Source organism: Rhodococcus sp. ARP2, assembly GCF_001029585.1.
GTDB classification, from domain to species: Bacteria; Actinomycetota; Actinomycetes; order Mycobacteriales; family Mycobacteriaceae; genus Rhodococcus_F; species Rhodococcus_F erythropolis.
The window spans coordinates 219,002-233,076 of the sequence record NZ_LEKE01000086.1 but is presented as its reverse complement, the minus strand read 5'-3'; the positions used below and the strand labels follow the sequence as shown (position 1 = coordinate 233,076).

General features: G+C 62.1%; 14 protein-coding genes. 8 read left to right on the top strand and 6 right to left on the bottom strand.

Annotation, left to right across the window (positions count from 1 at the left end; genetic code table 11):
• Nucleotides 1–133: 133 nt before the first annotated feature.
• From aceA to ABX74_RS23415, 4 genes are all read left to right on the top strand, one after another.
• Nucleotides 134–1,423, top strand: coding sequence for an isocitrate lyase (aceA, locus tag ABX74_RS23430; protein WP_003941533.1), 1,290 nt, complete (start codon nucleotides 134–136; stop codon nucleotides 1,421–1,423).
• A gap of 184 nt (nucleotides 1,424–1,607) precedes the next feature.
• Nucleotides 1,608–2,504, top strand: coding sequence for a 3-hydroxybutyryl-CoA dehydrogenase (locus ABX74_RS23425; RefSeq protein ID WP_003941541.1), 897 nt, complete (start codon nucleotides 1,608–1,610; stop codon nucleotides 2,502–2,504).
• A gap of 91 nt (nucleotides 2,505–2,595) precedes the next feature.
• Nucleotides 2,596–4,902 carry a 5-methyltetrahydropteroyltriglutamate--homocysteine S-methyltransferase gene (metE, locus tag ABX74_RS23420; RefSeq protein WP_019744430.1) on the top strand — a complete coding sequence of 769 codons (2,307 nt, stop codon included), beginning with the start codon at nucleotides 2,596–2,598 and terminating at the stop codon, nucleotides 4,900–4,902.
• Between the two features lie 72 nt (nucleotides 4,903–4,974).
• Nucleotides 4,975–6,015: an NAD(P)-dependent alcohol dehydrogenase gene (locus ABX74_RS23415; RefSeq protein WP_047889781.1), complete on the top strand. Its 1,041-nt coding sequence runs from the start codon at nucleotides 4,975–4,977 to the stop codon at nucleotides 6,013–6,015.
• A gap of 15 nt (nucleotides 6,016–6,030) precedes the next feature.
• On the opposite strand, the gene ABX74_RS23410 is transcribed toward ABX74_RS23415, so the two are convergent.
• Both ABX74_RS23410 and ABX74_RS23405 read right to left on the bottom strand, forming a co-directional pair.
• Nucleotides 6,031–6,825 carry an RNA polymerase sigma factor SigF gene (locus ABX74_RS23410; RefSeq protein WP_020906739.1) on the bottom strand — a complete coding sequence of 265 codons (795 nt, stop codon included), beginning with the start codon at nucleotides 6,823–6,825 and terminating at the stop codon, nucleotides 6,031–6,033.
• A complete protein-coding gene (locus ABX74_RS23405) occupies nucleotides 6,822–7,253 on the bottom strand; it encodes an ATP-binding protein (protein WP_020968899.1) in 432 nt (143 codons plus the stop codon). The genes ABX74_RS23410 and ABX74_RS23405 overlap by 4 nt, the downstream gene beginning before the upstream one ends.
• 391 nt (nucleotides 7,254–7,644) lie before the next feature.
• On the opposite strand from ABX74_RS23405, the gene ABX74_RS23395 reads away from it, so the two are divergent.
• Complete coding sequence (locus tag ABX74_RS23395; protein WP_020968900.1) at nucleotides 7,645–8,088, top strand: STAS domain-containing protein; 444 nt, start codon at nucleotides 7,645–7,647, stop codon at nucleotides 8,086–8,088.
• Nucleotides 8,089–8,159: 71 nt separating this feature from the next.
• Here the strand turns inward: ABX74_RS23395 and ABX74_RS23390 are convergent, their stop codons facing one another.
• Nucleotides 8,160–9,428: a glycosyltransferase gene (locus ABX74_RS23390; RefSeq protein WP_020906742.1), complete on the bottom strand. Its 1,269-nt coding sequence runs from the start codon at nucleotides 9,426–9,428 to the stop codon at nucleotides 8,160–8,162.
• Nucleotides 9,429–9,548: 120 nt separating this feature from the next.
• Here ABX74_RS23390 and ABX74_RS23385 point away from each other — a divergent pair, with 120 nt between their 5' ends.
• Entirely contained in the window at nucleotides 9,549–9,962 is a 414-nt protein-coding gene (locus ABX74_RS23385) for a DUF6292 family protein (RefSeq protein WP_047889780.1), read from the top strand.
• Between the two features lie 22 nt (nucleotides 9,963–9,984).
• On the opposite strand, the gene ABX74_RS23380 is transcribed toward ABX74_RS23385, so the two are convergent.
• The gene (locus ABX74_RS23380; protein ID WP_020906743.1) at nucleotides 9,985–10,554 is read right to left on the bottom strand and encodes a DUF2231 domain-containing protein; all 570 of its coding nucleotides are present in this window, start codon (nucleotides 10,552–10,554) and stop codon (nucleotides 9,985–9,987) included.
• A gap of 114 nt (nucleotides 10,555–10,668) precedes the next feature.
• Between ABX74_RS23380 and ABX74_RS23375 the strand changes: the two genes are divergently transcribed.
• Nucleotides 10,669–10,890 carry a hypothetical protein gene (locus ABX74_RS23375; RefSeq protein WP_020968904.1) on the top strand — a complete coding sequence of 74 codons (222 nt, stop codon included), beginning with the start codon at nucleotides 10,669–10,671 and terminating at the stop codon, nucleotides 10,888–10,890.
• A gap of 16 nt (nucleotides 10,891–10,906) precedes the next feature.
• Here ABX74_RS23375 and ABX74_RS23370 read toward each other — a convergent pair whose 3' ends face one another.
• Nucleotides 10,907–11,761 (bottom strand): polyphosphate kinase 2 family protein, encoded by an 855-nt coding sequence (locus ABX74_RS23370; protein ID WP_047889779.1) that lies wholly within the window; start codon nucleotides 11,759–11,761, stop codon nucleotides 10,907–10,909.
• A gap of 57 nt (nucleotides 11,762–11,818) precedes the next feature.
• The gene (locus tag ABX74_RS23365; RefSeq protein WP_003941527.1) at nucleotides 11,819–12,553 is read right to left on the bottom strand and encodes a TetR/AcrR family transcriptional regulator; all 735 of its coding nucleotides are present in this window, start codon (nucleotides 12,551–12,553) and stop codon (nucleotides 11,819–11,821) included.
• 170 nt (nucleotides 12,554–12,723) lie between these two features.
• Here ABX74_RS23365 and ABX74_RS23360 point away from each other — a divergent pair, with 170 nt between their 5' ends.
• Nucleotides 12,724–14,004 (top strand): DUF445 domain-containing protein, encoded by a 1,281-nt coding sequence (locus ABX74_RS23360; protein WP_046378191.1) that lies wholly within the window; start codon nucleotides 12,724–12,726, stop codon nucleotides 14,002–14,004.
• The last annotated feature ends 71 nt before the right edge of the window (nucleotides 14,005–14,075 follow it).

The following is a 14,075-nucleotide window of genomic DNA, read 5'->3' as shown; positions in this document are numbered from 1 at the left end:
CAACAGGTAGACGGCACTTTTTCGATGTGCCATTCTCGGTAAGTACACAAGAAGGGCCTGGCAAGTATGTGAAGTAGTACGCACGTACTGCTCACAACAGGCCGGACCAGCAGATCAAAGAGATGGAGTCTTGATGTCGACCACCGGCACCCCGAAGACCGCAGCTGAGCTCCAGCAGGATTGGGACACCAACCCTCGCTGGAAGGGCGTTACTCGTAACTACACGGCCGATCAGGTCGTCAAGCTCCAGGGCACCGTCGTCGAGGAGCAGACCCTCGCTCGTCGCGGATCCGAGATCCTGTGGGATCTCGTGAACAACGAGGACTACATCAACTCCCTCGGTGCACTTACCGGCAACATGGCTGTGCAGCAGGTTCGCGCCGGCTTGAAGGCCATCTACCTCTCCGGTTGGCAGGTTGCCGGCGACGCTAACCTCTCGGGCCACACGTACCCGGACCAGAGCCTCTACCCGGCCAACTCGGTTCCGACCGTCGTTCGTCGCATCAACAACGCACTGCTGCGCGCCGACGAGATCGCCAAGACCGAGGGTGACACCTCCGTCAGCAACTGGCTCGCTCCGATCGTTGCCGACGCCGAAGCCGGCTTCGGTGGCGCTCTCAACGCTTACGAGCTGCAGAAGGCCATGATCGGCGCCGGCGCTGCCGGTGTCCACTGGGAGGATCAGCTCGCTTCGGAGAAGAAGTGCGGCCACCTCGGCGGCAAGGTGCTCATCCCCACGCAGCAGCACATCCGCACCCTGACCTCGGCTCGCCTGGCTTCCGACGTTGCGGACGTTCCGTCCGTCATCATCGCCCGCACCGACGCTGAGGCTGCAACCCTCATCACCTCCGACGTGGACGAGCGTGACCGCCCGTTCCTCGACGGAACCCGCACGGCTGAAGGCTTCTACGGCGTCAAGAACGGCATCGAGCCCTGCATCGCTCGCGCCAAGGCTTACGCACCGTACGCAGACCTCATCTGGATGGAGACCGGCGTGCCGGATCTCGAGGTTGCAAAGAAGTTCGCCGAGTCCGTTCGCAGCGAATTCCCGGACCAGCTCCTGGCCTACAACTGCTCCCCTTCCTTCAACTGGAAGGCGCACCTGGACGACGCGACCATCGCGAAGTTCCAGAAGGAGCTCGGCGCGATGGGCTTCAAGTTCCAGTTCATCACGCTGGCCGGCTTCCACTCGCTCAACTACGGCATGTTCGACCTGGCCTACGGTTACGCCCGCGAAGGCATGACGGCATTCGTCGACCTGCAGGAGCGCGAGTTCAAGGCTGCCGAAGAGCGTGGCTTCACCGCCATCAAGCACCAGCGTGAGGTTGGCGCCGGCTACTTCGACACCATCGCCACCACCGTTGACCCCAACACCTCGACGGCAGCTCTCAAGGGCTCCACCGAAGAGGGCCAGTTCCACTAAGAACTGACTTCGGGTGGGGGAGAGGCTCGGCTTCGGGTCTCTCCCCTGCTTGTATCACCGCACTACTTTCTCTCGTCTTCAAGGCAGTTCCGATTGCATCGGCCACCAGCGTCGACGCAGTTCGAAGTGCTTCTTTTACAACACCTTCACCAGACAAACTCCACGAGACAAACAAGGAGCTGACGTGACCAGCGAAAAAATTCAGCGCGTCGGCGTTATCGGCGCCGGAATCATGGGTGCCGGAATCGCCGAGGTGTGCGCCCGCGCACATGTCGATGTTCTGGTCTTCGAGCAGACTCGCGAGCTTGCAGCAGCCGGGCGTTCACGCATCCTGCGTTCGCTCGACCGCGGTGTGAGCAGCGGAAAGATCACAGAACGTGAGCGTGAGCAGGCCGCATGGCGTCTGCGTTTCACCTCCGATCTGGGAGATTTCGCGGACCGCCAGCTCGTCGTGGAGGCCGTCGTCGAAGACGAGAAGATCAAGAGCGAAATCTTCGCCGAGCTCGACGCGGTCGTGACGGATCCGGATGCGGTTCTCGCGTCCAACACGTCGTCGATCCCGATCATGAAGCTCGGCATCTCGACCAAGCGTCCCGAGCGAGTCATCGGTATGCACTTCTTCAACCCGGTTCCGGTCCTGCCGCTCGTCGAATTGGTGACGACGCTCAAGACCAGTGCCTCCGTCTCGCAGCGCGCCGAGGCTTTTGCCAGCGACATCCTCGGCAAGCAGGTCGTCCGCAGTGCAGACCGCTCCGGCTTCGTCGTCAACGCACTCCTGGTGCCGTACCTGCTCTCGGCGATCCGCATGGTCGAGTCTGGCTTCGCGACCAAGGAAGACATCGACAAGGCAACGGTTCTCGGCCTCGCGCACCCCATGGGTCCGCTGGCTCTGACGGACCTGGTCGGACTCGACACCGTCAAGTCCATCGCCGACTCCATGTACGAAGAGTTCAAGGAGCCGCTGTACTCCGCTCCGCCGCTGCTCCTGCGTATGGTCGAAGCCGGATTGACCGGCAAGAAGTCCGGCGCGGGCTTCTACGAATACGCCGACAACGGTCGCTCCACCAAGCAGGCAAGCTAAGGCCCAAAGCCCCTGTGCGCGTTTGTGGAGTGTAGAGACTCCATAAACGCGCACAGGGCGCTCGCGCCCCTCGGTTAGAAAGGTCGACCGCATGTCCAGCAGCACTGCAGCATTCGGCTCCAGCGTCCTGGGGTATCCGCGCATCGGGCCGCGCCGTGAGCTCAAGCGCGCCCTCGAGTCCTACTGGCACGGCACTTCGGACAAGGACGCACTTCTCGCGGTCGCCAAGGAACTCCAGGAATCGACCTGGAGTGAACTGGCTGCGACGGGACTGAGCCAGGTTCCGGGCAACACCTTCTCCTTCTACGATCACGTCCTCGACAATGCGCTGCTCTTCGGCGCAGTGCCGGAGCGGTTCAAGCCGCTCGAGGGCGCCCTCGATCCGCTCGATTTCTACTTCACGATGGCCCGCGGTCGCCCGGACTTCCCGCCTCTCGAGCTGGTGCGCTTCTTCGGCACGAACTACTACTACCGTCAGCCCGAGATCGACGCGAACACGGTGTTCTCGCTCAACTCGGAGGCACTTCTCGACGAGTTCGAACGCGCTAAGGCGCGCGGCATCGAATTGCGCCCCGTCATCATGGGGCCCGTCTCGCTGCTTCTGCTCTCGAAGGTCGGACCTGCCACCGAGAAGTCCGATCCGAACTTCACCCCGCTCGACTTGTTGGACGCGCTCCTGCCCGAGTACGAGAAGCTCTTCGAGCAGCTCGCCAAGGCCGGTGCCACCTGTGTTCAGTTGGACGAGCCTTCGGTGACCGAGGACCGCACCCCCGAGGAGCTAGCCGCTCTTGGACGTGCGTACGAGAAGCTGTCGACGGCTCCGCTCCGCCCGCGCCTGTTGGTGACGGGTCCGTACGGCAAGTTCGGCGAAGCCCTCAACATTTTGGCGCCCACCAAGATCGAGGCCTTCGGTCTGGACTTGGTGCACGGCAAGATCACGGCCGAGGAACTGGCCGCGGTGCCGAACATCAAGCGCAAGCGCATCTACGCGGGCGTCGTCGACGGTCGCAACGTCTGGCGCGTCGACCGGTTCAACACCTTGACGTACCTGAACGAACTCAAGGACGTTGTGCCCGACCTCGTCGTCTCCACGTCGTCGTCGCTGCTACACGTGCCGTACGACGTGCTCTCCGAGTACGACATTCCAGGAGACGTCGCAGACCGTCTGGCTTTTGCGAAGCAGAAGGTCGGCGAGGTCGTCTCCTTGGCGAAGGCGCTCACCGAAGGTCCTTCGGACAAGTGGCGTAAGCGTCCGACGAAGGTGCACTTCAAGCTCAAGCACGCTGTCCGTGCTCGGGTCAACGCGATCAAGCCCGAAGATCGTGTGCGTGCACCGTACGAGGAGCGTCGTAAAGCTCAGCAGGAACGGTTGAACCTGCCCTTGGTTCCGGCCCAGACATTGGGTTCGTTCCCGCAGACCGACGCGATTCGCCAGGCTCGTTACGAACTCGGCCAGGGGCGTTTGGAGTGGGACGACTACTACAAGCGCATCCAGGAAGAGATCGAGCGCACAATCCGTCTGCAAGAGGACATCGGTCTCGATGTCTTCGTGCACGGCGAGCACGAGCGCAACGACATGGTCCAGTACTTCGCCGAACTGCTCGAGGGCTATGCCTTCACGCACAACGGTTGGGTTCAGGCCTACGGATCTCGTTGCACGCGTCCGCCGATTCTCTACGGCGACATCGCACGTCCGAAGCCGATGACGGTCGAGTGGATTGCGTACGCGCAGTCGCTGACCGACAAGCCGGTCAAGGGCATGCTGACGGGTCCGGTCACCATGATCGCCCGTTCGTTCGTTCGTCAGGATCAGCCGCTCTACGAAACGGCAGAGCAACTGGCACTTGTCATTCGAGACGAAATCGCGGATCTCGAAGCTGCCGGAATCGCCATCATCCAGGTGGACGAGCCGGCAATTCGTGAACTGCTGCCACTGCGTGAGGACGGCCGGGAGGCCTACCTGGAGTGGGCCGTCGACGCGTTCCGTCTGGCAACGGGTGGAGCGAAGCCGGAAACACAGATCCACACACATCTGACGTACTCCGCTCGGTCGTCGGTGGTCGACGCCATCGAACGGTTGGACGCCGATGTGACGGCTATCGTCGCGACCCGCTCCATCACGTGGGTTCTCGAAGCACTCAAGGAAGGCGCGCTCACGCACGGCGTCGGCCCCGGTGTGTACGAATCTCGTTCGGCTCGGATTCCCGACATCGACGAGCTCGACGAATTGCTCACCGAGGCAAGCGAATCGATCTCTCTCGATCGTTTGTGGGCCAACCCGGACGGTGGCCTCAAGACCCGCCATCCATGGCAGCTCGAGCCTTCGCTGCGCAACATGGTTGCGGCCGCGAGGCGCCTGCGTCGTCGCGCCGAACAAGCGGAGCGCGACGCCGGGTAAGTCACGTCAAGAACACGTCATGGAGGGGCCTGCGATTTGCAGGTCCCTCCATGCACGGGTAGGCATGTGTGCATGGTTACTGCTGCTGCTTACGCCGCGACGTCCGCTGACGGTCCGCTCGAGAAGACCACCGTCGAACGCCGCGAGCTCGGTCCACTCGATATTCTCATCGACATCAAATTTGCCGGCATTTGCCACTCCGACATCCACACCGCTCGCAACGAGTGGGGCGGAGCCAAGTACCCGATCGTCCCCGGACACGAAATCGCCGGCGTCGTCGCCGCGGTGGGTTCGGATGTCACCAAGCACAAAGTCGGCGACCGCGTGGGCGTCGGCTGCTTCGTCGACTCCTGCGGAGAGTGCGACGCCTGCCTGGCCGGCGAAGAGCAGTACTGCCGCAAGGGTGTGACCGGTACATACAACGCCACCGGACGCGACGGCGAGCGCACTCAGGGTGGCTACTCGACGCACATCGTCGTCACCGAGCATTTTGTTCTCTCGATCCCCGAGGGCATCGAACTCGACGTTGCCGCGCCGCTGCTGTGCGCCGGCATCACCTTGTACTCACCGCTGCGGCACTGGAATGCCGGCCCCGGCAAGAAGGTCGCCATCATCGGGTTCGGCGGCCTCGGTCACGTCGGTGTGAAGATCGCCAAGGCGCTCGGCGCGGAAGTTACCGTCCTGAGCCAGACGCTCGGCAAGAAGGAAGACGGCCTTCGTCTCGGCGCCGATCACTACTACGCGACCAATGACCGTGAGACGTTCAAGGCTCTTCGCGGCGAGTTCGACCTGATCCTCAACACGGTCTCGGTCAATCTCGATATCGACGCCCACATGTCCTTGCTCGCCATCAACGGCACGCTCGTCGAACTGGGCCTGCCGGAGAAGCCGATCGAAGTTCGAGCATTCTCGCTCGCCGCAAACCGTCGTAGCCTCGCCGGCTCCATGGTGGGCGGCATCCCGCAGACACAGGAGATGCTCGACTTCTGCGCCGAGCACGGCATCGGCGCAGAAATCGAACTGATTCCGGCGAGCGACATCAACGACGCTTACGAGCGCGTGATCAAGAGCGACGTTCGATACCGATTCGTGATCGACACCGCAACAATCTGACCACCTCAGTCACGTTCAGTCGAGTTGCTCGCGAAGGTTACTCAATGTCTTCGCGAGCAATCTCGACACGTGCATCTGGGACACACCGACTTTCTCGGCGATCTGTGTCTGCGTCAGGTTTCCGAAGAATCTGAGCATCAACACCGTCCGCTCTCGTTCGGGCAGCTTGTCGAGAAGTGGACGTAAGGCCTCGTGATTCTCGACGTTCTCGAGTGCTGCGTCGTAGTCACCGAGTGTTTCCACGAGCGGAAGATCGTCGGTGTGATTGGACGCGGCACCGTCGACCGAGACGGTCTGGTACGCGTTGCCGGCGATCAACGCCTGGGCAACTTCTTCACGTTCGATCCCCAACGTCTCGGCCAACTCGTCGACGGTCGGCGCGTGCCCGAGTTGTTGTGACAGCTCGCTGATGGCTTGCCCGAGTTGGAAGTGCAACTCCTTCATCCGGCGTGGAACCCGCAATGCCCAACCGGTGTCGCGGAAGTGTCGTCGAACTTCGCCCATCACGGTGGGAACCGCGAACGAGACGAAATCGGATCCGCGCGTGGAATCGAAACGGTCGACGGCGTTGACCAGACCGAGGCGCGCCACCTGAACCAGATCGTCGTGTGCCTCGCCGCGCCCGTCGAATCGTCTGGCGATGTGTTCGGCCAACGGTAGGCACCTGGTGATCAGTGCGGTGCGCACTCGTTCGTACTCCGGGCTGTGGGGCTCGAGGGTCCGCATTTCCTCGAAAACGGGTATGACGTCCCGATATTCGTCGGTGGACCGCCGGCGCGGGCGTGACGGGCCGTCTGCGGAAGCGGTCACAGGCGCCCGCTGAGGGCCTTGGTGAACTTCATGGTCGTGATGTAGCCGACGCCGCCGAGGTTCTCTTCCTGGTCGAGCGAAATCGAATCGGTGAGCTCGGTGAGGATGTGCCACCCGAACGATCGTTGAGTGCTGTCCTCGTACTCCGTGGTTGTCGTCGATACGGATACGTGCAGTTGCGGGGGAGTGAACACGAACCGACACACCAGAACCGAATCAGGCGCAGCACGAACAATCAGATGCGTACAGATTTCGTCCATGGCCAGTTTGATGTCGGCGATGGCGTCGAGGTCGAAGTTTTCCTGAATGGCAACAGTGGCGGCCAGTGCACGCAAAATCGACAGCTGATCGAGAGTCGCTTGAATCCTCAACTCCACAACTGGCTGAGTCTGATCCTGATCGGGCTCGAGTGCGCTGAGGTGTGCCATAAGTTCTCCGGATCGTCGTACCAGGGGTCGCGGTGAAGTCTGGTGCCGAGAACGATACCCATCTCGACCTTCACAGTGACCCCCGAACACGAAATTTGGTCGATGGTGGTGCCGGGGTAAACGACACGATTCTGCTCACGACCGTTGGCGATCGCAACATCGGATTACCTCGCGGAACCGCAGACCAAACCACATTTTTGTTCGGAACACCGAAACGAATGGTCGCAACGCACTTGTGACGCCGGTCATGCTGGCGTACTGTTTCAAACCGAGGTTGAGCACACAGCCGATGAGGGATTTATCCGTAATTCTGGAGACCCGTTCATCGTGCGGCTCCTTCGGAGGTCCCTTCTCTTTTGCAGAGTGTAAACCGTTGCGGGATGGGAGAACCATGACTGTTGTTCCAGGATCATCTATTTCAGGCTTTACGAACGCGGCGAAGGGATCGGTAGATTACGGACCTCCCGCGACCGGGACAGCGACCGCATCGTTTCACGCGCACCGCATCAGTGCACATACCGCTGTGATCCACGTTCGTGGCGAGATCGACCTGATGAGCGCCAATGCTTTTCGTGACTTCTTGACGTACCACGTTGCCGCGGACCGGACGCTGGTTGTCGATCTCTCCGAACTCGAATTCATGGGGACGTGCGGCTTGTCCGTGCTGTCGGTCCTGTCGACGCGATCACGCGACGTGGGCGGCACACTCGCGCTCGTCTGCGCCCGCCCGGTTCAGAGGCTACTCAAAGCAGCTGGTCAGGAGTCGATGTTTGCCTGCTACGAGTCGCTGGATCATGCAATCGGACTCGAAGAGACCCGACGTTTCCCGGCTTGATACCGCCCTTTCGCCGATAGTTTCGAGTCACCTACAGTTTCGAGAAATCAGCTTCGTAGAGCCCATCAGCGTCAGTGCACTTCACTTCGGTGAGTGCCCTTGTGTTGGCGGGCTCTCGGCGGTGCTGTGACGCAGCGGCCGTAGGTTCGGACCACCTCGGTGGCGACGTGATCCCATGAATACGATTCGCACGCTCGGGCCCGACTCTGCCGTGCAAACGCCGCGCCCTCGTCTTCGTCGTCGAGAAGATGCCGGACCGCGCGCGCGGTTTCCACGGGGCTGTTCACCGGCACCCGACGCCCCGTGAGTCCGTCGATCACCGTATCCCGCAGTCCGCCAACAGGAGTCGCGACTACAGGAACTCCGCACGCCATCGCTTCCAGCGCCGCGATTCCGAAAGGTTCGTATCTGGGGGTGCATACGAGGGCGTCGGCCGACCGCATCAGTTTCGGTAGTTGGCGGTGCGGAACCCGTCCCAACAATTGGACTCGATCTGCGACGCCGAGCCGCTCGGCGAGCTTGACCAAGCGGATCGCAACCTCGTCGGTGCTCAGTTGCGCGACGGGTGGCCCGCCGATCACCACCAACTCCGTGTCCGGCAGCGAAGCCAGCGCGGCGACGGCAACATCGAAGCCCTTCTGCTCCACCAGCCTTCCGACGCAGATCAATCGATGCGGCGCGGTCTTCTTCGCGGCGGGTCCCTCCGGGGTGAACGCTTCGGTATCGACGCCCGAGGGCACCATCGTGGTCCGTGATCGTGGTGACCCCTGCCGAACCAGATCGAAGATCTCGTCCGAACTTGTCGCGATCACATGGGTTGCGCCCCTGGCGATCAATGGTTCCAGGTGAGTCCGCTCCGATGGACTGTCGTCGGCTGCTCCGAGGTGTCGGTGCGCCGCAGATCCCAGGGAATGGAATGTCTGAAGTACGGGGATGCCGAGTGAGCGGGTCGCGAGTTCCGTTGCCACACCAGACATCCAGAAGTGCGAGTGCACCACATCGGGTCGGTCGGTACTCCACTGAGCGCGCAGAATGCTGGCAAAGGTGCCCAGGTGGGGGAGTATTTCGGCGTCCGGGAGAGCGTGTGTCGGTCCGGCTTCGAGATAGTCGACGGAGTACCCGGCGCGGGCGCGAACGCGGTCCGGTCCACCGACGTGTGCCCGCCTGGTGAAGACGGTGACATCGTGTCCGGCGCGAACCAGGGCCGCGGACAGTTCGTCGACGTGCAGGTTCTGTGCACCGGCTGCCGAGCAGCCCACCGGTGCGAGTGGATCGGCGTTCACCGACACCATGGAGATCTTCAGCATTCGTCCGGGAGCCATAGCGGGCGAGTACTTCATCGGGTCCCCTCTCCACTTGATCGGTTCGTCTGGGGATACCCGGAGTCCGTGATCTGAACCGGGTTTCGGCGCGGTCAGCGCTGGGCACATTCCAAACACGATGGCGAGGAGTGAGGTTCGATGACAGAACAAATGCTGGTCGACGCAACCGTCGGACTCGGGTTCGAGCGGTACGTACAACGGGTGGCGGTCGGCGTGGGGGCCGGCATAGAGCAATGGTGTTGCAGGCGCGAGCATCCTCTGGAGGCCTACATCGCGTTGGATCGAACTGTGCCGCGTTTCCCTGGGCGTGAGGTGGCGTTGCTGTGGGAGGAGACGTGCGGTTGGGCCCTGGCCGTGGAGACTCGTTCAGGGGAGGACCTCATCGTTCTCGGATATCTGGGCGCACACGCAGTGCCGACCCCGGACGCCGTCGCCGACTTTGCCGCGACACTGGGCACGCGCAGCCCGCACTGGGTCATGAACAGGCCACTGGCGGATTCGGACGAGACCGCGCGAGAACTACGGAGCTACTCCGGAAGTGCTTACGCCTGAATAGTATTGAGGTCCGATCAGCTCAGTTGACCACGTCCAGGATGGGATCGAGAACCGGAGTCGCTGCAGCCTCGACGGCAGGATCGTCCATGAGTTTGAAAACGATGTGACCGCCGAGCGCGCCACCGACACCGACCGCGGTGAGCCCCAGCACCGACAGAACTCGCGCCAGCGCGAGTGAATCCTTGCCGCGTAGCCTGTACGACGCGGCAAAAGACCAGATCCCCACAGCATTCGATGCGGCGTGTACCAGCCCCACACGGCGTGCGACGTCGCCACGTTCGGACCAGTCCAGCCAGCCTGTCAGCAAAGCCGGCGGCGTCGAGACCAGTCCGAGCCCGATCAACCGTCGTGCAGTCTGCGGATCGCCTGACACGTCGAAGATCAGCGAAGCCGTCCACGCGCCCGCGGGAATGGTCACGAGGGCGGGATGGATGGGATGCCCGACGAGGGCGCCGCGCAGAAGTGCGGCGACAGTACGCGATCTGTCGGATCGCTCGGTGATCTGGAGGATTCGGCGTCTGATGCCAGTGGACGGACCGTCCAGTCCGCGCGCCGATTCGATTCCGCGGTAAAGAGTTCCGATGTCCATGCAATTCGGCTACCCGGCGTAGACGTCGGGAAACCTCACGACAGGAGTGTCTTGTCGACCGTCATGCTCCGGCGTACGGTCGAAACGAAAGAGATCCGACCGGAGGAGCGAACGATGAAGCTCAATCTCTTTGCAGCGTGGGCGTCGTATTTCCTGGTGCTGGCCACAGTTGTCTGTCTCGGCAGCTTTCTCGTGGCCGCCGGTTCAGGGCACGGTGGTTGGGCGTTGATTGCCGGGCTCGCCGGCGTCGCGTCCATCGGACTGGCGGTTGCCCTGTACACCAGCACCGTTCATCACGACCACAAAGTGCACCGCGAATCCCCACACCTGTTCTGATCAGGACTGCTTCTGATCAGGACTGTGCCAGTCGCGCTTTCTCCGCCTCGATGTCGAAGTTGGCAGGCGGCCAGTCGAGATCGAGCTTTTCCAGAGCGTCGATCAGTAGCTCCGTGACCGCAATTCGGCTGTACCACTTCCGATCACACGGCACGACGTACCACGGCGCGTGCTCGGTCGACGTCTTGTCGAGCATTGCCTGATACGCCTGTTGATATGCAGGCCACAAACCGCGTTCGGTCACATCACCCGGGTTGTACTTCCAGTACTTGTCCGGGCGGTCGAGCCGCTCTTCGAGCCGCTTCTTCTGCTCGTCGAGCGAGACGAACATCGCCACCTTCACGATGGTGGTTCCGGCGTCGACGAGTTCCTTCTCGAACTGGTTGATCTCGTCGTAGCGCGCGCTCCAGACATCCTCAGGGACAAGATCGTGGACACGCACGACCAGGACATCCTCGTAGTGGGAGCGATCGAACACACCGAGATAGCCGCCGCGGGGGAGTTCCTTCTTGATCCGCCAGAGGTAGTGATGTTGCTTTTCCTCTTCGGTCGGGACGCCGAAGGCCGCGTGCTGAACTCCCGAAGGATCCACGTGACCGATCACGTGTCGGACCATGCCACCCTTGCCTGCGGTGTCCATTCCTTGCAGGGCCAGCAGGATGGAACGGCTGTCCCCGGACCTGCCGTTGGCGTAGAGCAACTCCTGCAGGTCGGACAGGACCGCGCCGCGCTCCTCGAGTAGACGTTCGCCGTCAGCTTTGTTTCCGGTGAATCCCGGAGTGCTGTTGCGATCGAGTTGATCGAGTTCGAACCCGGGCTCCGCCCGCAGTGTCTTGGCGGCCGGTGTTTCCCACAGCGAGTCTTGTGCCATGCCGAAAGAGTGCCACAGGATCGACCCCTGTGGCTCGAAAGTTCGGTCTCGGGCGAGTCAGTCCTCGGCAGGCTTGACGAGGGGATGCGGAACCGACTTGAACTTGGCCGGTGATCCGTTGACCGCAGCAATGCCGGTGATGCCGCCCCACGTCATCATGGTGAGGTAGTCGATCAGCGATTCTGCGGACATCGACTTGTTGGAGATCCACCAGTGCGTCGCGAGCTGAATTCCGCCGACGATCCCGAACGCCCACGGCAGGGAACCGCCGGAATCCATCTCCATCTCGCGAAGACGATTGCCCAACACCGTGGAGAGCAATTCGGCGATCATGCGCTCGGAATCGGCAACGACGTCGCGGTTGGCGCCGGCGCCGTTGGCCATGACGTAGAGGTAGATGTCGGGGTCGGATGCCACCGTCTCGACGTACGCGGTGATGCTGGCCTGGGTGAGTTCGAAATCGTCGAGATCACCGCTGATCGCTTCGTAGATACGCGGCGACAGGATGGTCTCGACGTACCGCATCATCGTGGCGGTGGTGAGGTCGCTCTTGTCGGCGAAGTACCGGTAGAGCACGGTCTTGGACACACCGATCTCGGACGCGATCTCGTCCATGCCGATCTCACGGCCGCGGGCCCGGATAGCAGCGATGGTGCCGTCGACGAGTTCCTCGCGGCGAGCGATCTTGTGTTCGCGCCACCGACGCTTGCGACCGTCGGATTTCTCGGGCTTCGCATCAGCAACGACTGGGCCGTCTACCTGCTCGTTGTCCTGCACGGCATTCTTGGCCACGAGTCATCTCATATCTGTGGTGCGAGCCACGTCCGATCGGTCTACTTTCTGGTCCAGCTTAATGTCCGTGCCTTTATCTCGGGCACTCACATCCGCGGTTCGGGGGATTAAGTCCTAGCGAATCGGACATCGTGTCGCTCGCGCTACGCCGCGTCACACCTTTCGGCACAATGGCGAGGGTGCAGCAACTGAGCCTCTCCGCCTTCGACGACGCCGCCAAGCGTCGGGACCTTCGCAAGATGAAAGTCTTCGCCACTGGCCTCCTCGGCTTCGCGACGGTGGTCTACATCTTCTGCCGGTGGCAGGAATCCCGCGGCGCCGGAGAGTGGGTCGGGTACGTCCGGGCCGCGTCCGAGGCGGGCATGGTCGGCGCGCTTGCCGACTGGTTTGCCGTCACCGCGCTCTTCCGTCATCCGATGGGGCTTCCCATCCCGCACACTGCCATCATCAAGCGTAAGAAAGACCAGCTCGGAGCCAGTTTGAGCTCGTTCGTCGGTCAGAACTTCCTGGCTCCCGAGGTTGTGTCGGCCAAGGTGCAGCAGGCGCAGATTCCGCTCCGCCTCGGTACGTGGATGGCTGAACCTGCCAATGCCGCTCGCGTCGCCGCCGAGACGTCGACGGTATTGCGCGGGATGGTCGAGGTTCTTCGCGACGAGGACATTGCCCAGATCATCGACAACACGATCGTGAAGCGGCTGGCCGAGCCCATGTGGGGACCGCCGATCGGCCGAGTGCTCGGGGAGTTGCTCAAGGACAACAAGCAACTGCCGATCATCGAATTGCTTGCCGAGCGCGCGCATCAGTGGGCACTCGGCAGCCAGGAGACGATCGACCGTGTGATCGTTCGCGATTCGCCGGCGTGGTCGCCGAAATTCGTCGACGCGATGCTGGGGGAGAAGATCTACAAGGAACTCGTCGAGTTCACCTGGAAGGTCCGTTCCAACCCGGAACACGAGGTACGTCTCGCCGCCAACCGCTTCCTGATCGATTTCGCCGATGATCTGCAGAACGACCCGGAGACCATCAAGAAGGCCGAAGGGATCAAGGCGGAGATCATGGGCCGCGAGGAAGTGACGGGTCTGGCGTCCTCGACGTGGCAGGTCGCCAAGCGCCTCATCATGGAGTCGGTCGACGATCCGAACAGCACCCTGCGGACCAAGGTCGCCGAGAACGTGGCCGGCTTCGGAATCAGGCTGCGAGACGACGAATCCATGCGTGAGAAGGTCGACGGCTGGCTGGTGCAGGGCACCAAGTACATCGCGGAGAACTACACCGACGAGATCACCGGAGTCATCAGCGACACGGTCGAGCGGTGGGATGCCGACGAAGCGAGCCAGAAGATCGAGCTGCAGGTCGGTCGAGATCTTCAGTTCATCCGTATCAACGGCACCGTTGTCGGCTCGATCGCCGGGCTGCTGATCTACACGATTTCGACGCTCATCTTCGGCTGAGCTGTCCGGTATGTGACGTCCACCACGAGTGCTAGCAGTAGTGCTTGCAATAGTTAGCACCCTCTCCTATC